The organism is Caulobacter sp. GW821-FHT09H08 (assembly GCF_059415885.1).
Genome location: NZ_JBWKOC010000005.1, coordinates 367,320 through 387,324, shown reverse-complemented (window position 1 = coordinate 387,324; position 20,005 = coordinate 367,320). Strand labels below are relative to the sequence as shown.

Below are 20,005 nucleotides of genomic sequence, written 5' to 3'. Positions count from 1 at the left end.
CTTGCGTTCCACAATATGAGAGGTAGTGCTACAAAATGAAACCAGCGTCAAGGGGAGCGGAACCGGTGGCGGCGGATGAAAACGCGACGACCAAGACCCCGAGCGGCAGCCAAACCCTGTTCCGGGGCCTGGATCTGCTGGATGTGGTGGCCGAGTCCGGCACCATCGCTTTGCCAGCCCTGGCCAAGCAGTTGGGCCTGACCCGCAGCACGACTCACCGCCTGGCCACGGCCCTGGTGGAACGCCGTCTGCTCTCGCAGGCGCCGCGCGAAGGCTACAGCCTCGGCTCCAAGCTCCTGGAACTCGGCTATCTGGCCAGCCAGCAGATGGATCTGCCACGCATCGCGCGCCCGCATCTGGAACAGCTGTGGGAAGACACCGAGGACACGGTCCACCTGGGCGTGCTCGACGCCGACCGCGCCCTCTATCTCGACAAGCTGACCGGCCGTCGCCGCATCAACATCAGCTCGCGCGTGGGCGATCGCCAGCCGATCCGCTCGACGGGCCTGGGCAAGGCCCTGGTGCTGGACGATGGCGAGGACCGCTGGCGCTCGCTGTACCAGTCCGAAGGCCCGCCCGCGCCGGGCGCTCCGGACGAGAAGCAGTGGATCGACTGGATGAAGGACTATTCCAAGCGGGGCATCGCCTTCGACTTGGAAGAAAACGAAGACCGCATCCGCTGCGTCGCCGCGCCGATCCGTGGGGCCTCGGGCCTGATCGTCGGCGCCATCAGCGTCTCGGGCGCGGCTCAGTACATGGACGACGAGCGCATGAAGACGCTGGTCGACGACGTTCGCGACACGGCCAACGCCATCGGGCGTGACCTGGGCTGGAACGGCAAGAGGACGGCCGCCAAGACTTAAAAAGGGCGGCAAGCGTGAGGGAACGACGATGCTTCTGAAGGACAAGGTGGTGCTGGTGACCGGCGCCTCGCAGGGGATCGGCAAGGCCGCTGCGATCGGCTGCGCCCAGCACGGCGCGGACGTGGCGATCAATTACCACTCCGACGAGGCCGGGGCCGCTGACGCCGTGGCGCAGATCGAGGCCCTAGGCCGCCGCGCCATCGCCCTCAAGGGCGACGTGGCCGACCCGGCCACCGCCAAGTCCTTCGTGCAGGCCGCGGTCGACGCGTTCGGCAAGGTCGACGTGTTCGTCAACAACGCCGGCATTTGCCCGTTCCACGCCTTCCTCGACATGCCGCCCGAGGTCCTGGAGCGGACCATGAAGGTCAATCTGCACGGCGCCTACTACATGGTGCAGGCGGCGGCCAACCAGATGGTCAAGCAAGGCCACGGCGGCGCGATTGTCGCCGTCAGTTCGATCAGCGCCCTGGTCGGCGGCGGCATGCAGACGCACTACACTCCGACCAAGGCCGGCGTGCACAGCCTGATGCAGTCCACGGCCATCGCCCTGGGTAAGTACGACATCCGCTGCAACTCGGTGCTGCCGGGTACGATCGAGACCGCCATCAACCGCGACGACCTCGCCGACGTCGCCAAGCGCGAATACATGTCGGGCCGCATCCCGCTGGGCCGCCTGGGCGAGCCCGACGACCTGGCCGGCCCGATCGTGTTCCTGGCCTCGGACCTGGCCAAGTACGTGACCGGCGCGGCCCTGCTGGTCGACGGCGGCGCGTTCGTGAACCTGCAGTAGCGTCATGATCGTCTCGTCGACGACGGACTTTCGCGAGGCGGCGCGGCGCAAGCTGCCGCGCTTCCTGTTCGACTATATCGACGGCGGCGCCTATGCCGAGCGGACGCTGGGTCGCAACGTCTCGGACCTGGCCGACATCGCCCTGCGTCAGCGGGTGCTGAAGGACGTCTCGGCCGCCGATCCCTCGACCACGCTGTTCGGCGTCAAGCAGGCCCTGCCGGTGGCCCTGGCCCCGGTTGGGCTGACGGGCATGTACGCTCGGCGCGGCGAGTGCCAGGCGGCGCGCGCCGCCGCCAAGAAGGGCGTGCCGTTCTGCCTGTCGACGGTGTCGGTCTGCGACGTCGATGAGGTCTCCAAGGCCTCGTCCGCGCCGATCTGGTTCCAGCTCTATGTGCTGCGCGACCGGGCCTTCATGCGCGACCTGCTGGCCCGCGCCAGCGCGGCCGGCGCCACGGCCCTGGTGTTCACGGTCGACATGCCCGTGCCCGGCGCGCGCTATCGCGACGCGCACTCCGGCATGAGCGGTCCGAACGCCGCCGCCCGGCGCATGGTCCAGGCGATGTTCAAGCCGCAATGGGCCTGGGACGTCGGGGTGATGGGCCATCCCCATACCCTGGGCAACGTCGCGCCGGTGCTGGGCAAGAATTCAGGCCTTGAGGACTTCATGGGCTGGCTGGGGGCGAACTTCGATCCCTCCATCCAGTGGAAGGACCTGGAGTGGATCCGCGACCTCTGGAAGGGCCCACTGATCATCAAGGGCGTGCTCGACCCCGAGGACGCCAAGGCCGCCGCCGACATCGGCGCGGACGGGGTGGTGGTGTCGAACCACGGCGGTCGCCAGCTGGACGGCGTGCTGTCTTCGGCCCGCGCGCTTCCGGCCATCGCCGAGGCGGTGGGCGATCGACTGACGGTGCTCGCCGACAGCGGAGTCCGGTCTGGCCTCGACGTGGTGCGGATGCTGGCCCTGGGCGCCAAGGGCGTCCTTCTGGGCCGGGCCTTCGTCTACGCCCTCGCGGCGCGTGGCGAGATGGGCGTGACCCAGCTGCTGGATCTCATGGAGAAGGAGATGCGCGTGGCCATGGCCCTGACCGGCGTGCGCGACGTCGCCAGTATCGACCGATCCATCCTCGCGGAGCTGAAGTCGTGATCGCCGCGCTCGCCCTGGCCGCCGCAGTCGCGGCCACTCCGCCGCGCATCGTCATCGCCAGCGACTCCACCGCCGCCAACTACGGCGCGTCCCAGTACCCGCAGATGGGTTGGGGCATGGTGCTGAAGTGCTCGCTGGACCCCAAGGTCGAGGTCGTGAACCTGGCTCGGGGCGGTCGCTCGACCAAGACCTTCATCGAGGAGGGCCTCTGGGACCAGCTTCTGGCCCAGCTCAAGCCCGGCGACACCGTCCTGATCCAGTTCGGCCACAACGACGCCGACACCAAGAAGATCGTCCGCTTCACCGACCCGAACGGCGCCTATGACGTCAATCTGCGCCGCTTCGTGGCCGACGTGCGGGCCAAGGGCGGCAAGCCGGTGTTGGTCACGCCCATCGCTCGCTGGATGTGGGCGGATGGCGAACCCAAGGACGCCCACGGTCCGTACGCCGCTACGATCCACCGCGTGGCGACCGACCTGAAGGTCCCGCTGGTCGACCTGGGCGGCGACATGATGGCGGCGCTGAAGGCGAGGGGGCCGTTGGCCTCGCAAAGGCTGTACATGCAGTACAAGCCCTACGACCACATCGCCCGCTATCCTGACGGGCTCAGCGACGACACCCACATCAACGAGCAGGGCGCGCGCCTGGCCGCCGCCCTGGTGGCGACGCGTCTGGCCAGCTTGAAACTGCCGATCTCGAAGAGCGTGCATCCGGCCTCGACCGCCGGACAGCCGAACCTGGGCGGCCCGACCTGCCCCTCTTCTTGACGTTTTAGGGGCAGCATTCCTTGAGGGAGGAACGCATGAAGCTTTCGCGCGCGAGCTTGCTCGCCTTCGCCACCAGCATGGCCCTTGGGGCCGCCATCTCGGGCTCGCCAGCGCTTTCAGCTCCCAAGCCGAAGCCGGTTGTCGCTGCCGCGCCGCTGTCGACCTGGTCGGGCGCCTGGGGCATCGCCCCGATCGCCTCGCAGGCCGTGGCCCGGCCGAACGAGGTGCGGGCCTTCAGCGACGTCACCACCCGGCAGGTCATGCGCCTCAATCTCGGCGGCGAGGCCCTGCGGTTGCGCCTGACCAACGAGATGGGCGACCGGCCTCTGAAGGTCGGCGCCATGTCCGTCGCCCTGGCCGGCCCGGACGGCAAGCCGCTGGGCGCGCCGATCCGGGTGACCTTCTGCGGCAAGGGTGAGGCCCTGATCCCGCCGGGCGGGCCGCTGCTCAGCGATCCCGTCGTCCTGCCGGTCAAGGCGATGGACCGCATCTCGGTCTCGACCTTCTTCGTCGAGCCGACCGCGCCGGCCGGCCACCGCGTGCGCCTGTTCGTCTCGCCGCAGGGCAACCACACCGTCAAGACCGACACGCCTGGTGAGCAGGCCCTGCGTGGTCCCGGCCTGATCTCCGGCGTCGACGTGCGTGGCGCGGCCCAACGGCCGGTGCTGGTGACCATCGGTGACTCGATCACCGAGGGCGCGGGCTCGACCGCCAACGCAGACATGGGCTGGCCCGAGCAACTGGCGGCTCGCATCTCCGCGCGGGGTGGTGACACCAGCGTCGTCAACGTAGGCATCAGCGGCGGCCGGGTGCTGCGCGAAGGCTCCGGCCCCAGCGCCCTGTCGCGCTTCGATCGTGACGTGCTGTCCGTGCCCGGCGTGACGACGGTGGTCGTTCTCGAAGGCATCAACGACATCGGCCGCGCCGCGCAGCCAGGCTATGCCAGCGAAGCGGTTACGGCCGACGAGGTCATCGCCGGCTATCGCCAGCTGATCGCCCGCGCCCATGCGCGCGGCGTCAAGATCTGGGGCGGGGTGATCCTGCCGTTCGAAGGCGCGATGTACTATCACGCGGCCGGCGAAACGACGCGCCAGGCGGTCAACGCCTGGATCCGCACCAGCGGCGAGTTCGACGGCGTCATCGACTTCGAGGCCGTCATGAAAGATCCCGCCAAGCCCGGCCAGATGCTGGACGGCCTGCACAGCGGGGATCACCTGCACCCCGGCGACGCCGGCTACGCCAGGATGGCCGAGGCGGCCGACAAGGCGCTGTTCGGAACCCAGTAGACAAGAAAAATGGAGCGCCGGAAGGGGCGCTCCATCGACCCGCACGGGGGAGAAGGCGGGTTCTGAAAGTGTCGAGCGGCATGCTGGGGAAGCAAGCGCACGGTCTGAATGATTCCCAAATTATGAGATATCATCCGATATAATGAGATTGCTTGACACGAGGTAGGCTGTCAAGCCACACGTGCTTTCGGGCTGAAAGTGGCCTGACCAATCCGAGGCGTGCGATGTCGAGTTTCTCCCCGGTCGTTCCCTTCGTTCTCGCCGCCCTGGCGGCCGTCGCGCCCGCGCAGGTTCATGCCCAGCGCGCCGAGTACACGTTCAACGACGGCTGGCGCATGGCGACCGGCGAGATCGCCGGCGCCGAGAAGCCCGAGTTCGACGATGCGGCCTGGAAGGCCGTCACCCTGCCGCGCGCCTTCAACGAGGACGAGGCCTTCAAGGTCGATATCCACGACCTGAAGGGTGGCATCACCTGGTACCGCAAGCGCTTCGTCGCGCCGGCGGGCTTCCAGCCCGGCGGCAAGGCGTTCCTGGAGTTCGAGGGCGTCCGCCAGGCCGGCGACGTCTATATCAACGGCGTGCTGGCCGGCGGCCACGAGAACGGCGTCACGGCCTTCGGCGTCGACGCCTCCAAGCTGCTGCGGCCGGCGCCGTTCGTGAACGTCGTGGCCGTCCGCGTCGACAGCGACTGGAAGTACAAGGAAAAGGCCACCGGCAGCGGCTTCCAGTGGAACAACAACAACTTCAATGTGAACTACGGCGGCATCCACCGCGCGGTGCGGCTGCACGTGACGGGCGGTCTGCACCAGACCCTGCCGCTATATTCCAGCCTCGGCACGACCGGGGTCTATGTCTGGGCCGACGGCTTCGACATCAAGGGCAGGGCGGCCCTCGTCCACGCCGAGTCCGAAGTCCGTAACGACACCGACCGCCCGCACACCTTCAGCTACCGCGTCGCCCTGCGCGACAAGGACGGCAAGCCGGCCGGTGAGTTCGTCGGCCCGACCGTGACCCTGGCGCCCGGCGAGACCCGCGTCGTCTCGGCCAAGGGCAAGGTCGGCGGCCTGAACTTCTGGAGCTGGGGCTACGGCTATCTCTACGCCGTCAGTACGGCGCTGATGGAGGACGGCAAGGCGGTGGACGAGGTCGTCACCCGCACGGGCTTCCGCAAGACCGCTTTCGGCCAGGGCATGGTCCGGCTGAACGACCGGGTGATTCAGGTCCACGGCTATGCCCAGCGCACCAGCAACGAGTGGCCGGCCCTGGGCACGGACCTGCCGCCGTGGATCAGCGACGTCTCCAACGCCCTGCTGGTCGAGAGCGGCGGCAACCTAGTGCGCTGGATGCACATCACCCCGGCCCGCCAGGACGTGACCTCGGCCGATCGCGTGGGCCTTATGCAGGCCATGCCCGCCGGCGACGCCGAGAGCGACGTCGAGGGGCGCCGCTGGGACCAGCGCAAGGAGGCCATGGCCGACGCCATCGTCCGCTTCCGCAACAACCCTTCGATCGTCTTCTACGAGGGCGGCAACGAGAACATCAGCGACGCGCACATGGCCGAGCTGAAGGCGATCCGCGACCGCTTCGACCCGCACGGCGGCCGCGCCATCGGCTCGCGCGAGATGCTGTCCAGCAAGGTCGCCGAGTACGGCGGCGAGATGCTCTACATCAACAAGAGCGCCACCAAGCCCGTCTGGGCCATGGAATATTCCCGCGACGAGGGCGCGCGGAAGTTCCAGGACGACTTCACCCCGCCGTTCCACAAGGACAGCCCCGACTACAACCGCAACCAGGACAGCCATGCGGTCGAGAACGTCCGCCGCTGGTACGACTACTGGCGCATCCGGCCGGGCAGTGGCGAGCGGGTCAGCTCGGGCGGCGTGAACATCATCTTCTCGGACAGCAACACCCACTTCCGCGGCGACAACAACTACCGTCGCAGCGGCGAGGTGGACGCCATGCGTCTGCCGAAGGAGGGCTTCTACGCCCACCAGGTGATGTGGGACGGCTGGGTCGATGTCGAGCGGCCTCGGACCCACGTGATCGGCCACTGGAACTATCCGGCCGGCACGGTGAAGGACGTGCTGGTGGTCTCCAGCGCCGAGAAGGTCGAGCTGAAGTTGAACGGCCGCTCGCTGGGCTTCGGCAAGCCGAGCGACGGCTTCCTGTTCACCTTCGCCAAGGTCGCCTGGGCGGCCGGCAAGCTGGAAGCGCTTGGTTACGACGCCAAGGGCAAGCTGGTGTCACGGGGCGAGGTGGTCACCACCGGCGCGCCCGCCGCGCTGCGCTTGACGCCGCGCACGGGGCCAGGCGGCTGGAAGGCCGACGGTTCGGATCTCGCCTTGGTCGATGTGGAGGTCGTCGACAAGGACGGCCGTCGTGTGCCGACGGCGCTGAACACCATCGGCTTCTCGACGACGGGACCGGTCGAATGGCGCGGCGGCATCGCCCAGGGCGACAGCCTGGGCCGCAAGCCCGCGCCTCCGGCGGCCGGTGAGACGAAGGCGGCCGGCGCCGATCAGGTGACCAGCTTCCCCGGCGCGGCGCGCTCGGATGACAACTTCATCCTGTCCAAGACCCTGCCGGTCGAGGCGGGGATCAACCGCGTGTCGCTGCGCTCGACCCTGGAGGCGGGGAAGGTGACCGTCACAGCCCAGGCCGAGGGTTTGCCGGCGACCAGCATCACCCTGGATGTCGCCGCGCCGGCCAAGGCCGACGGGCGCTGGCCCGTGGGCGACGACGCCTTGCCGGTAAGTCTTGCCCGTGGCCCGACGCCCGCGACGCCGTCGTTCAAGCCCTGGCGAGCGACGATCAAGCCGGCCGCGACCATCGCCGGCTCGAACGCGGCCGACGTGAAACTCGCTGGCGACGACGACGAGATGACCCACTGGGCCAGCGACGGACAGCTGGTCAACGCCTGGGTCGAGTACCGCCTCGACAAGCCTCAGGTGGTCGATGACGTGGAGCTGAAACTGATCGGCTGGCGCCTGCGCTCGTACCCGTTGCGCATCACCATGGACGGCAAGGTCGTCTTCGAGGGCGAGGCGCCCAAGAGCCTGGGCTATGTGACGCTGCCGCTGAAGCCGGTGAAGGGAACGCACCTGCGGATCGCCTTGACCGCGCCGACGGTGGATCGCGACGGGTTCGGCAAGATCGTCGAGGTGAATGGGGCGCGGGCCGGGCTGGATACGGGCGCCGAGAAGGTGGCAACCGGCGGGCGGCTCGGGATCGTGGAGGCGGAGCTGCATCGGCGGTTGCCGTAGGAAGCCTCAAATCCCTCTCTCTGTGAGAGAGGGAGGGGCCCGCCGCCGAAGGTGGTGGGAGGGTGAGAGGTTTCACCGCTGGCCGGAAAACCCCGGACCTCTCACCACCTATCCACAGGCGAGCCGACACTTTGGTCTTGGGTGCGAACGTCTAGCCTCGTCGGTCTGAGCCAGGGCTCTATTCTGGGAGGGTGTAACCTCTCACCCTCCCACCACCTTCGGCGGCGGGTCCCTCCCTCTCTCTATGAGAGAGGGATTTCATAGGCCTACTGCGCCTTCGCCACCTCGACCGCGTACACCTGACTAGCCCCGTGCATGTTCGAGCGGAACACCAGCCACTTGGCATCCGGCGTGAAGGTCACGTTCGGCTCGAGCCGATAGTCATGCGCCCGCATATCGACCAGGCGCTCGGAATCCAGCACGCCCGGCGCGATCAGGTGCTCGGCGCCCGGCGCGTGGATGCCCGCGACGTCCGGCACGGTGCGCGGCTTCAGCAGCACGATCCACTTCCCGTCCGGCGCGTGGGCGACCATCTCGCTGTCGCCGCCGTCGCCGGCGAACAGCTTGCCGTCCGGCGAGGAGTTGAAGTGCACCGACCAGTCGTTGCGCTGGACGTGCAGCCAGTTGCGCTTGCCGGTGGCGATCTCGTAGCCGGCGACCCAGAAGTCCTCGCCGCGCGGGGTCTGCAGGTCGTACCAGACGGTCTTGCCGTCGGCGCTGAACCACTCGTGGCCCGCGATCTCCATGTTCATGGTGCGGGTGTGGATCTTCACGGGTGTATCGCCGGCCTTGTCGACGCGGGTCAGCCACAGGCGATCGACCTTGTGCCAGGGACCCTCGTGGCAGAACATCAAGAGGCCCGGATCGGTCGGCGAGAACTGCAGGTGGTTCAGCCAATCGGTGGCCTGGTGGACGATCTTGCGCTCGCCGGTCACGGTGTTGATCGTGAAGATCTCCATCGGGATGCGGCTGTCGAGACGCGCATTCAGCTGCACCTCGCGGCCCTCGGCGTAGGAGAGCTCGCGACCGTCGGCGCTCTTCACGTCGTCGGGGTTCCTGGGGAGGGAGTCGGCCATGTTGGCCGGGATCGGCACGTCGCTGCGCACGGCGACGCCGGCCAGCAGGGTCTCGTCGGCGTTGATGGTCTGCAGGGAGCCGCGATCCATGACCGCCACCTGGCGCGTGGCCTTGGTGTAGGGATCGGTGGCCATCACGGCCTTCGGTCCCATCGGATTATCGGTCAGGGCCTTCTCATAATAGACCGCGCCGGTCTTGCGGCCGACATAGAGCAGCCGGACCTTGCCCTCGACGATCTTGGTCAGGGCCCGGGTCTTCAGGTCCATGGCCGTGATCCCGTTCGGCGACGAGAACACCAGCCGGTCGCCCTTGGGCGTGTAGCCGTTGTAGTTGAAGTACAGGCTGGAGCTGCCGCCCTCGCGCGACAGGCGCACGATCCGGTGGCCGGTGGTCTTGTCCACCCACTCCAGCGGCGGCTCGGGCGCGCCGGGCTTGGCGGCGGTCATCATGTCCTGGGCCGACACGTTGCCGACCAGGAGCAGGGCGGTGAGGCCGCCAATCACCAAGGACTTCATCGAGGGCGACTTCATTTCGAGGCCTTCCGGGTTTCGATGGCGACTGGCGAGGGCTGCTTCATGCCTTCACCGAGGTGGAAGCCGACGTGCGGCGGCTGGTTGTAGGCCGTGTTCTGCCAGGCGATCGACACGCGGTACTGCGGGTCGTGCATCAGCGTCACCAGGCGGCGCTCGGTGGGGTAGGGGGTGGCGTAGATGCGCAGGGATTTGTTGTCCTCTGCCCGCCAGATCACTTCCTCGCGCCAGTCGCCCAGCAGATCGGCCGACAGGGTCGGCGTAGCCTTGGTGCCGTTGTTCGAGGTCATGCCCTCGGCGGTCAGCAGCGGCGTGGCCTGGCCGGCCTTCCAGTCCCACTTGCTGATCTGGTTGCGGTCCAGCAACTCGCGCAGGTCATCGCCATCCCACCAGATCGCGAAGTTCGTTTGGCGAGGATGCTTCACGCCTTCCACGACCTTTCCCTGGGCGGTGTAGAGGGCGTCCTGGTTCGTGCCCCAGGCCTCGTCGCCGGGGAAGCGCGGATCGATGTCGGCGGCCAGGCCTCGGCCGGTGTCCTTGTCGGTCGGCGTGCTCCACAGGAGCTTGCCGGTCTTGGCGTCCAGCATGGCCGCGCCGATCCCGCCGTTCATGCGCGGGCTCTCGTGGACGCCGAACTTCTCCAGGCCCGGATGGGTGGGATCCAGGTCGCCGACGTGCATGGCGTCGCCGTGGAAGAGGCGGGCGCTCCACAGGCCCTTGCCGTCGTCGTCCACGGCCATCGAGCCATAGATGATCTCGTCGCGGCCATCGCCATCGACGTCGGCGACGCTGAGCTGGTGATTGCCCTGACCGCCGAAGGCTTCGTTGCCCGGCGCGGCGCTGTCGAACAGCCAGCGCTGGGTCAGCTTGCCGTCCCGGAAGTCCCAGGCCGCCAGGGTCGAGCGGCCGTAATAGCCGCGCGCCATGACGATGCTGGGCCGCTGGCCGTCCAGATAGGCCGTACCGGCCAGGAAGCGGTCGGAGCGGTTGGCGTAGCCGTCGCCCCAGATCTCGGTCATCTGCTCGACCGTGGGGGCGTCGGTGCGCGGATCGCGCGGGGGCGAGTAGGGGGCGCTGGCCAGGGCCTTGCCGGTGGCGCCTTCGAAGACGGTCAGATATTCGGGTCCCTTGAGCAGGCGGCCCTGGACCTTGGCGACCTTGGTGCCGTCCGGCTGGACGAAGGCGCCGGTGCGGTCGGCCTGGGGCCGTTCGCCGCCGCTCTCGCGCCAGTCGACATTGGGATCGCCCAGCACCTTGCCGGTCCCGTCGATCGTGCCGTCGCTGGTGCGGATGGCGATCTCGGCCTTGCCGTCGCCGTCATAGTCGAAGACCTGGAACTGGGTGTAGTGCGCCCCGGCCCGGATGTTGCGGCCCAGGTCGATGCGCCACAGGCGCTTGCCCTCAAGCGTGTAGGCGTCGATGAAGGCGTCGCCCGTGTAGCCGCCGAAGGCGTTGTCCTTCGAGTTGGTCGGATCCCACTTCAGGATGATCTCGTAGCGGCCGTCGCCGTCCACGTCGCCGACGCTCGCGTCGTTGGCCGTGTAGGTATAGGCCTCGCCGGCCGGGGTCGTGCCGCCGGGCGGGGGGTCGATCGGGATCGAGAGATAGCCGTTCGTCCAGACGCTGGCGGCGCTGCTGGGCGCGCCTTCCTTGCCCTTGGCCACCAGGCGCACCGTGTAGGCGCCCGCGCCGTCGGTCTTGTCGACGAAGTCCGTGCCGCCCTTCAGCGGCTTGGCGTTCAGCTTCTTGCCGTCCTTGTAGAGGTTGAAGGTCGCGCCGGCGGGGTCGTCGCCCAGCAGTCGCCAGCTGACCAGGACGCCGCCGTCCTTGGCCGGAACGGCGACGACGCCGCGGTCCAGCGATTCCATCCAACGGGGCGCGGCGCAGGCCGCGCCGGCGCTCGCCGCCAACAGTGCGGCCGCGCAGGCCGTTGCGCCGAGTCGCTTGTCTCTATGCGTGAACATGGGCGTTGCGCCCTCCCTGAAAGCCTTGTGAGACCCCGGTCCGCATCGATGCGGCTTCTGTCCGTGCGCTCGCGCGAGGCGCCGTCAGGATCGCTGTGGGTTACATCACGAAACCTAAGTTCTGTCTTCCCACAAATTGCGTTGACATCTCAACATATGGCACTAGTCTATTTGTACGAAGAATGAGCCGGAGTGCGCGAATCTCTGAGGTCAAAACCTCGGGTTTCGGGCGTGCAAGGCGGTCGACCGGGCGAGCCAGGGGACGGCGCGTCAGGCCAACGAATTAAAGGGAGGGACACCCATGGAGTTCTCGAGGGCTCGCCAACGTGCGACCGCCACAGCGTCGATTCTAGCCCTGAGCGCAGGCCTCGCATTCGCGGGACATGCGTTTGGCCAGACCACGGGCGGCGCGGATGCGCCGGTCAGTACGGCTCGCAACGAACCGACCACCGTCGAGGCGATCGTCGTCGGCGCTCGCGCCTCGCAGCAGTCGGCCATCCAGCGCAAGAAGCGCAGCAAGACGGCCCAGGACTCCATCGTCGCCGACGACGTCGGCTCCTTCCCGGACAGCAACGTCAACGAAGCCATGTCGCGCATCGCCGGCGTGGCCATCGAACGTAACGGCTTCGGCGAAGGCGACGGCGTCACCATCCGCGGCAACGGCGCGGACCTGACCCGCGTCGAGCTGGACGGCATGGGCGTCGCCGCCTCGGGCTTCAGCGTCGCGGTGAACGGCGCCAACGGCGACGGCCGTTCGGCCGACATGCGCGAACTGCCGGCCGAAATGATCAAGAGCCTGGACGTCATCAAGGGCCAGACGGCCGACATGACGCCCGGCGGCCTGGGCGCCACCGTCCAGATCCAGACCCGCACCGGTCTCGATTTCAAGAAGCCCTATCTGTCGGTCCGTGGGGCCGGCGCCGCCAACACGTTGTCGAAGAAGATCGGTCCTGAGATCGGTGTCGTCGGCGCGCGCAAGTTCTTCGACGGCCGTCTGGGCTTCGTCGGGAACCTGAACTCGACCAAGCGCTACAACGACAGCCACGCGCTGAACAACGCCGGTTCGAACAACGCCCAGGGCTATACGCGCTTCGCCGACTTCGACAATTCGCCGAACAAGACCTTCGCCTACAACCCGTCGGCGGTGAATGGCATCGACGCCAACACCCCGCTCGGCACGTGGGCCCTGGCCAGCGGCACGGGCAACTTCCTGGCGCCGACGCCGCTGGAAGTGGTCACCAAGTCGGCCAACGCCAAGACCAAGGCGGAATGTCTGACGGCCTTCCCGCTGCTGACCGACGCCCAGCTGAACACCATCTCGGCCGGCTCGAACAACGCCAACCGGCAGGCCGCGCAGGCCGCGGTCATCAACTCGCAGATCAGCTGCCTGAACCAGTGGAACGATTACACGCCCAACCTGGTCCGCGACCAGAACTGGTCGCAGTATGAAGACCGTCTGGCCTGGGACCTGCGTCTCGACTACCGCGTCACCGACAACCTGACGATCTTCGGCAAGTATCAGGTCACCAACCGCAAGCAGCACGAGGACAACCGTCAGCGCACGCGCGGCGGCATCACCTCGCTGGGCGTGGCGACGCTGAACCAGGTCACCTCGCCGCTGGTCACCAACACCTTCTATCCGACGGGCACGACCAACCCGCTCTCGGCCGTCGCGAACTCCGGCTACTATATCTACAGCAGCGCCTTCCCGACGGGCGTGTCGGCGATCGACACCACGCCGGGCACGGTTGTCACCAACAACTCGTTCCCGATCTATGGCGTCGCCGCCAACATCATCCCGGGTTCGGTCAAGGTCGACGACGCTCACCACCTGACGTCGTTCGACATCACCAATGCCGCCGTCGGCATCGACCACATCGAGAACACCCAGGACTGGAAGACCAACTACATCACCTACGGCGCCGACTATGATCGGGGACCGCTGAAGGTGGAGTTCCGCGGTGGTCGCACCGACACCTCCTACACCCGTTACGACCGTCGCCTCTCGCGCAGCTACACCTATGGCAACGCCACGATGCGCGCGCTTGAGAACGGCATCTGGACGATCGACACGCCGGCCTCGTACGACGAGACCAACATGACGAACTTCGCCCAGCTGCTGGCTCCGACCGCGGCTGGCATGCCCAGCTACAGCGCGCTGTTCCGCCTGCAGTGGAACCCGCGGATCGTCGAGAGCACCGAAGACCAGTACAAGCTCGACATCAGCTATATCGTCCCGGACAAGGTGCCGTTCTTCACGCGCGTGAAGGTCGGCGGCTTCTATCGCGAAGGCGCTACCGACTCGTGGGGCGCCGGCGGCTATTCGCCGAAGGCCGGTGTCTTCGTTCCGACCCTGGCGCTGCGCAGCGACGTCCGCGCCTGCGAAAACGTCTCGACGACCTTGGCCGCCAATGCCTGCGCCTATGGCTATGCGCCGAACCCGACGACCGGCACGGCCTTCCTGTACGGTATCGAAACCGTGCCGCAGTCCAAGCTGATCTCGATCTTCCAGAACAGCCTGGAGGCCAACTCCGGCGCGTTCATGAAGGGCTTCGAAGGCACCAAGGGCCTGACGGTCTGGGACAGCATCGACGTGCCGAAGGCGTTCAGCGAGCTGGCCAGCGCGCAGAACTACAACTTCAGCTGCGTGAAGTCCTGTAAGGGCAGCGATGGCGTGGTCTACGACCAGCCGGTCAACAAGACCCTGGAGAAGAACTTCTCCTGGTACTGGATGGCCGAATGGGAACAGCGCCTGCCGTTCGACATGGAGCTGAACGGCAACCTCGGCATGCGGATGGTGAAGACCGAGGTGTCGGGTTCGGGCTATGTGGGCCTCGCGGCTACCCTGAAGAACGCCAACTTCAATCCGAACGACCCGAACAACGCCAACGGCGTGACGACGACTACCATCACCAAGCCGGTGACCATCAACCGCGAGTACACGGGCTGGATGCCTTCGTACAACGCGGCCCTGTGGGCGATCCCGGACAAGCTGGTGATCCGCTACTCGTGGGCCAAGACGATCGCCCCGCCGCCTCTCGGTCGCCTGTGGCCGGGTGGCACCTGCACCTATGACGAGCGTCGTGAAGGCCTGATCGACACCGACGGTTCCGAGCAGGACATGTCCTGCGGCACGTTCGGCAACCCCGAGCTGAAGCCCTATACGGCGACCAAGAACAACACGAGCATCGAGTGGTACCCTAACCGCGACACCTCGATCAGCCTGGCCTACTATCGCCAGAAGACGCGGATTGGCGCGCCGGTTCAGGTGCCGCTGAAGAACAACCCGATCTTCAACGGCACCGGCGAAGTCATCCCCGGCACGACCAAGCTGTTCTCGGACTACGAGTTCGGCATGACCTCGTTCCTCAATGGTCCGGGCAATGTTCAGAGCGGTTGGGAGTTTACGTCGAAGACCGCCTTCACGTTCCTGCCGTGGGTGCTCAAGCATACCGGCCTGGACTTCAACATCTCGACGACCAAGTCGGGTAACTCGGTGACCTATATCGATCCGCTGACCGCCGATGCGCTCGATCCGGCCGGCCAGTCGAAGTACTTCGCCAACCTGGGCATCTGGTACGACGACGGCGCCAACAAGATCCGGATCAGCTATCAGACCCGCGATCGCGTCCTGACCTGCATCTCGCCGTGTAACAACACGTCGGCGTCGCCGGTCCGTAACCCGCCGAACACCAACATCGGCAACTTCGTCGGCTTCCCGTACAATCCGAGCGAGCCCTACTACTCGGAAAAGTACGAATATCTGGACGCCAAGATCTCGCGGAAGATCAACAACAACTTCGAGATCTATGCCGAAGGCCGCAACATGCTGAACGCCGCTCGCCTGACCGTCGGTTCGGACCGGGCCGGCTTCTCGGGCCGCGCCAACCCGTGGTCGGCGCAGTTCGGCGGCGCCCGCGTCGCCGTGGGCTTCGTCTACAAGAACTAGCTGGGGAGCGGGAGCGTCGGGTTTCGGCCCGCCGCTTCCCGCCGCCCACGACGAAAACAATGACGGCCAGGTCTGCTCTCGCGGACCTGGCCGTTGTCGTTTCAGGACGGGCGAGCGGCTAGCGCAGCGCGTAGACGGCGAAGTTTCGGATCCGCAGGTGGCTCAGGGTCGTACGCAGGCCGAACCAGCCGCGCGTGTAAGGCTCCGGATCGCTGTGCTCGAACAGGCGACGCCCGTCGCTCCAGTATTCGATGCGCTCGCCGTCGGCGATCAACCGCACAGACGTACAGTGGTTGGGCGTCAGCATCTCGTCGGCGGCGGCGTGGTCGTGCTGCGGCAGCAGTGGCCGGTCGCCGGGCTTGCCGATGTAGCGGCGGAAGCGCGTGGTCGTGTTGCCGTTGCCGCCCTGGCCCACATAGTAGGTCTTCAGCGTGTCGTAGTCGGCGAAGGCCCCCGAACGCGGCCGGGCCAGCGGCGAGCCGCCGTCGACCTCGCGCGCCATCCAGAAGGCGTTGAGGTCGCTGACCCTGTCGAACGGCCCGCCCGCCGAGACCGCCTGGGCCTCGTAGGTGATGGCGATCGGCCCGATCAGTTCCGGCTTGAACCAGGCCGTGAAGCCAGCCGGGGCGACGATGTCGAGCACGCCGTTCTTGGCTGTCACGGTCGCCGGCTTCTCGGCCTCGAACGCCCAGCGCTTCAGGCCACGACGGAAGTCGTCGGCGTGGAGGCGTTTGCCCAGACCCGCGAACGGCGTGGCGGCCAGGCCGGCCAAGAGGGCGCGGCGGTCGAGGATCATTCGGAGATCTCGCGGACATTCTCGAACAGGCGCTCGGGGCGCGCGTCCGGCGTCGTGGTCTCGATGGTCAGGTTCTCGATCCTGAGGCCCTCCACGTGCCGCGCCCACAGGCCATGGACGGGCGAGAGGCCGAACATGCTGGGCTCGGGATAGGCCTCGGGCAGATCGCCCGGCCGCCGCTGCGCCCACTCGGCATGGCCGCCGCCGCGATAGGAGAGGTGGATGTTCGACAGGGTCACGTTCTGGATCGGCGAGTCCGGCAGGCCGGCGATAGTCGCCGCGTAGTCGGGCAGGATGTCGAAGGCCTCGACGTCGCGCAGCACGATGTTGCGCATGGCCCCCAGCGGGGTGCCCTCCGGTCCCCGCCGCCGGTCGCCGACGCGCAGGAAGATCGGGGCGGTGGTCACCTCGGAGAGGTGCAGGCGCTCGCAGACCACGTTCTCCATCGTCCCGCCGTCCACGACCTCCAGGGCCAGGCCGCGCGAGCGGACGAAGCGGCAGTCGCGGATCGTAATGTCCTTGAACCCGCCGTTGGACTCCGTGCCCAGCTTGATGCGGCCGGTGACGCGGTCCTGGTCGGGCGAGACCAGCTGGGTCCGGCCGAAGGTCCCGTCCAGCATGGTGCCGGGATCGAACCCGCTGACTTCGCAGTGCTCGATGACCACGTTCTGCGTCTGGATCAGTTCGCCGAGCGCCAGGGAGCTCTTCAGCACGATGGCGTCATCATTGGGGGTGTTCACGCGGCAACCGCTGACAAGCACCCTTCGGCAGGCGTCGATGTCCAACCCGTCGCGGTTGGTATCGACCACCAGGTCGCGCAGGACCAAGTCCTCGCAGCCCGTCGCCAGCACCGCGAAGTGGCCGCCCTGGAAGATCGTCAGGCCCTCGATCCGCGCCCGCTTGGCGCGCTTCAGGGCGATGGCCTTGTTGCCCAGGCCCGCCATGGCCTCGACCTGCGGCGACAGCTCGGCCATCGCTTCAGCCGAAAGCGCGGCCATGCTGAGCGGGAACTCGCCGGCCTGCTTCTTCCAGCGCGAGCCGGGGCCTTCGCGGGTCAGGCCCGCGCCGTCGATGCGGCCGGGGCCCAGGATGGCGACGTCCTCGACGTCCTCGCCCCAGATCAGGCTGTTGCGCCAGTGGCTGTGGCCGAAGTCCTGCCAGAGGTCGTGGGGGTTGGGTTCGGCCGGATCGTAGGCGCCGTCATGGATCGCGGGATCGGCCGCCTCCAGCACGCAGCCTTCATCCAGCTTCAGCGTGACGCCGCTGAGCAGGCGGATCGAGAACGACAGATGCCGGCCGGCCGGGACCACGACCTCGCCACCGCCCCGCGCGTGCGCATGGATGATGGCGGCGTTGATCGCGTCCGTGGCCAGCTTCTGGCCGCTCACGCGTAGAGGCCGTGGCGCTTGAAGAAGGCGTCCAGCGCGAGCGCCACCGGAGCGACCTGGCCGCTACGATCCTTGAGGCCGAAGCCGTGGCCACCGACCTCGTTCAGGTGCATCTCAACGGGGACCTTCCTGGCCCGGAGCGCTTGCCACATCAGCATGCTGTTCTCGACCGGGACCGTCTTGTCGTCGGCCGCCGCGGCGATGAACACCGGCGGGGTATCGGCCGGGGTGTTCAGCTCGACCGAGATCGCCTGGCGCTGAGCCTCCGTCGGGTTCGCGCCCAGGAGCTGCTTCAGGGACTGGCCGTGGGCGTAGGGGAGCGTGCCGGTGATCACCGGATAGAACAGGCCCGCCGCGAACGGCCGGGTCGGCAGCTTGTCGGCCTCGTCGACGGGGGCGTAGGTCTCGCGGCCGAACTGGGTGGCCAGGCGCGCGGCGACGTGGCCGCCGGCTGAGAAGCCGATCGCCGCCACCTTGGCCGGATCGACGCCCAGCGACGGGGCGCGGGCGCGGATCAGGCGCATGGCCCGCTGGGCGTCCTGCAGGGCGACATCGGGGCCGGCCGCCCAGCCGTCGGCGGGCAGGCGGTAGTCCATGACGAAGGCGGTGATGCCCAGGCTGGCCAGCCAGGCGTCGATCGACCCGCCTTTCTTGCCCACCGCCACGCGGACATAGCCGCCGCCGGGGATCATCAGCACCGCCGCGCCGTTCGGCTTGGCCGGCCGGCGCATGGTCAGCCAGGGCCTGGTCACGTTCAGGAAGGCGGTGTCGTTCGGATCACCGCCCGGCGTGCGCAGGATCACGCTCTCGGTGACAGTGACCTTCTCGCCGCCCGGCGCCGGGCCAGGCCACAGGTCGACGGTCTCGACGGGCGAAGGCGTGTCGGCCGCACGGGCGAAGGCGGGCAGGGCGGTCAGGCCGGCGGCGAGACCCAGAAGGGCGCGACGGTCAGTTTCCACGAGGCTGTTCCTTGCTGATCGACGCGCTGGCCGGCAGGGCGAAGGTGTCGGGAGAGGGCGGGTGGGCCGGATCGAAGGGGCCGAAGTCGCTGGCCAGATGCGCGGCCAGGCTGGGCACGCCGGCGCGGATGCCCTCGACCACGCAGCGCGCCAGCTGGTAGGCGCCATAGTTGTTGTGGTGGGTAGCGTCCTTCCCGCCGTCGCTGAACGCCTTCCAGGCCTGCTCGGGGCCCAGCGCCTCGTAGAAGGCCGCGCTCATGGCGTGCAGGTCGATCAGCGGAACGCCAAGCTCCTTGGCCGTGTCGCGCACCGCCTGCGGATAGTCGCCGTGGGTGTTCACGATCTTGCCGGCCGCGTCGAACTTGCGCCGGTGCATCGAGGTCACGAGCACGGGCGTCGCGCCCCGCCGCCGAGCTTCGCCGACATAGGCGCGCAGATAGTCGCGATAGGTTGTGGCGGCCTCGACATAGGTCTGGGGCCAGTTGGCCTTCTGGTCGTTGTGGCCGAACTGGATCAGCAGCCAGTCGCCGGCCTTCATGCCGCTGAGCAGCTTGTCCAGCCGGTGCTCGAACAGGAAGGACTTCATGGTCTCGCCGGACTCGGCGTGGTTGGCGACCGACAGGTCCGGCTTGAAGAAGCGCGGCAGCATCTGGCCCCAGCCGGCCCCGGGCTCGGCGCGCTGGTCGGTGACGGTGGAGTCGCCGGCCACGAACACGGTCGGGACCTTGACCGGCTCGATCTTCAGCCGGCGTACGGCGGCGGTCGGGCCACAGAACTCCAGGGTCAGCTTGTCGTCCCAGGCGTAGCTGCCGTCCTCGCGCGGATTGAGCAGCACCCGCGTGCCACCGGGCGCATTGGTCGGCGGCGGGGCGAGGTCGGGGCGGCGGACATTGACGATGATGGTCCGGGTCTCGGTCTTCTTGGCCGCGACGCGGACGGTCTCCAGCATCAGCCGGCGGGCCTCGGCCTTCACGGTCGTCTCGGAGGGCTTATCGCCGCCCAGGTCCAGGGTCACGCGGTAGTCGCCCTCGGGCACGCGCACCGAGAACAGCTTGCCCGCCACGGGCTCGAACCCGTGGCCGGCGGCCGGGTCGTACGGCGTGGCAGGCGAAGTGGTGAAATCGAAGGTCCACACGGGGGCGTCCTCCCTGGCCAGCGCAAGGCTTGGCGTCAGGGCGAGGCCCATCATCAGCATACGCCGATCCAGGATCATGCCGCCTCCCTAC

General features: G+C 67.8%; 13 protein-coding genes. 7 read left to right on the top strand and 6 right to left on the bottom strand.

Annotated features, from left to right (window positions below; all coding sequences use genetic code 11):
* The first annotated feature begins 35 nt into the window (after positions 1-35).
* The 6 genes from AC07NN_RS19665 (at position 36) to AC07NN_RS19640 (ending at position 8,116) form a co-directional block, all read left to right on the top strand.
* On the top strand, positions 36-863 hold the full coding sequence (locus AC07NN_RS19665; RefSeq protein WP_494644895.1) for an IclR family transcriptional regulator: 828 nt from the start codon (positions 36-38) through the stop codon (positions 861-863).
* A 28-nt stretch (positions 864-891) separates the two neighbouring features.
* On the top strand, positions 892-1,653 hold the full coding sequence (gene lra1 / locus AC07NN_RS19660; protein WP_494644893.1) for an L-rhamnose 1-dehydrogenase Lra1: 762 nt from the start codon (positions 892-894) through the stop codon (positions 1,651-1,653).
* A gap of 4 nt (positions 1,654-1,657) precedes the next feature.
* Positions 1,658-2,800, top strand: a complete 1,143-nt coding sequence (lldD, locus tag AC07NN_RS19655; protein ID WP_494644892.1) for an FMN-dependent L-lactate dehydrogenase LldD — start codon at positions 1,658-1,660, stop codon at positions 2,798-2,800.
* A complete protein-coding gene (locus AC07NN_RS19650; protein ID WP_494644890.1) occupies positions 2,797-3,567 on the top strand; it encodes a rhamnogalacturonan acetylesterase in 771 nt (256 codons plus the stop codon). Before lldD ends, AC07NN_RS19650 begins: the two co-directional genes overlap by 4 nt.
* A 35-nt stretch (positions 3,568-3,602) precedes the next feature.
* The gene (locus tag AC07NN_RS19645; protein WP_494644888.1) at positions 3,603-4,853 is read left to right on the top strand and encodes an SGNH/GDSL hydrolase family protein; all 1,251 of its coding nucleotides are present in this window, start codon (positions 3,603-3,605) and stop codon (positions 4,851-4,853) included.
* A 224-nt stretch (positions 4,854-5,077) separates the two neighbouring features.
* The gene (locus AC07NN_RS19640) at positions 5,078-8,116 is read left to right on the top strand and encodes a DUF4982 domain-containing protein (RefSeq protein ID WP_494644886.1); all 3,039 of its coding nucleotides are present in this window, start codon (positions 5,078-5,080) and stop codon (positions 8,114-8,116) included.
* Between the two features lie 266 nt (positions 8,117-8,382).
* Here the strand turns inward: AC07NN_RS19640 and AC07NN_RS19635 are convergent, their stop codons facing one another.
* On the bottom strand, positions 8,383-9,723 hold the full coding sequence (locus AC07NN_RS19635; RefSeq protein ID WP_494644884.1) for an oligogalacturonate lyase family protein: 1,341 nt from the start codon (positions 9,721-9,723) through the stop codon (positions 8,383-8,385).
* The gene (locus AC07NN_RS19630) at positions 9,720-11,687 is read right to left on the bottom strand and encodes a rhamnogalacturonan lyase (RefSeq protein WP_494644882.1); all 1,968 of its coding nucleotides are present in this window, start codon (positions 11,685-11,687) and stop codon (positions 9,720-9,722) included. The genes AC07NN_RS19635 and AC07NN_RS19630 overlap by 4 nt, the downstream gene beginning before the upstream one ends.
* 301 nt (positions 11,688-11,988) lie before the next feature.
* Between AC07NN_RS19630 and AC07NN_RS19625 the strand changes: the two genes are divergently transcribed.
* The gene (locus tag AC07NN_RS19625) at positions 11,989-15,636 is read left to right on the top strand and encodes a TonB-dependent receptor (RefSeq protein ID WP_494644880.1); all 3,648 of its coding nucleotides are present in this window, start codon (positions 11,989-11,991) and stop codon (positions 15,634-15,636) included.
* A 118-nt stretch (positions 15,637-15,754) separates the two neighbouring features.
* Here the strand turns inward: AC07NN_RS19625 and AC07NN_RS19620 are convergent, their stop codons facing one another.
* From AC07NN_RS19620 to AC07NN_RS19605, 4 genes are read right to left on the bottom strand one after another with little or no spacing between them, the layout of a single operon-like run.
* The gene (locus AC07NN_RS19620) at positions 15,755-16,432 is read right to left on the bottom strand and encodes a DUF6250 domain-containing protein (RefSeq protein ID WP_494644878.1); all 678 of its coding nucleotides are present in this window, start codon (positions 16,430-16,432) and stop codon (positions 15,755-15,757) included.
* The gene (locus AC07NN_RS19615) at positions 16,429-17,820 is read right to left on the bottom strand and encodes a rhamnogalacturonidase (RefSeq protein WP_494644876.1); all 1,392 of its coding nucleotides are present in this window, start codon (positions 17,818-17,820) and stop codon (positions 16,429-16,431) included. Before AC07NN_RS19615 ends, AC07NN_RS19620 begins: the two co-directional genes overlap by 4 nt.
* Positions 17,817-18,779 (bottom strand): alpha/beta hydrolase, encoded by a 963-nt coding sequence (locus AC07NN_RS19610; RefSeq protein WP_494644874.1) that lies wholly within the window; start codon positions 18,777-18,779, stop codon positions 17,817-17,819. Before AC07NN_RS19610 ends, AC07NN_RS19615 begins: the two co-directional genes overlap by 4 nt.
* On the bottom strand, positions 18,769-19,992 hold the full coding sequence (locus AC07NN_RS19605) for a rhamnogalacturonan acetylesterase (RefSeq protein WP_494644872.1): 1,224 nt from the start codon (positions 19,990-19,992) through the stop codon (positions 18,769-18,771). The genes AC07NN_RS19610 and AC07NN_RS19605 overlap by 11 nt, the downstream gene beginning before the upstream one ends.
* Positions 19,993-20,005 lie beyond the last annotated feature (13 nt).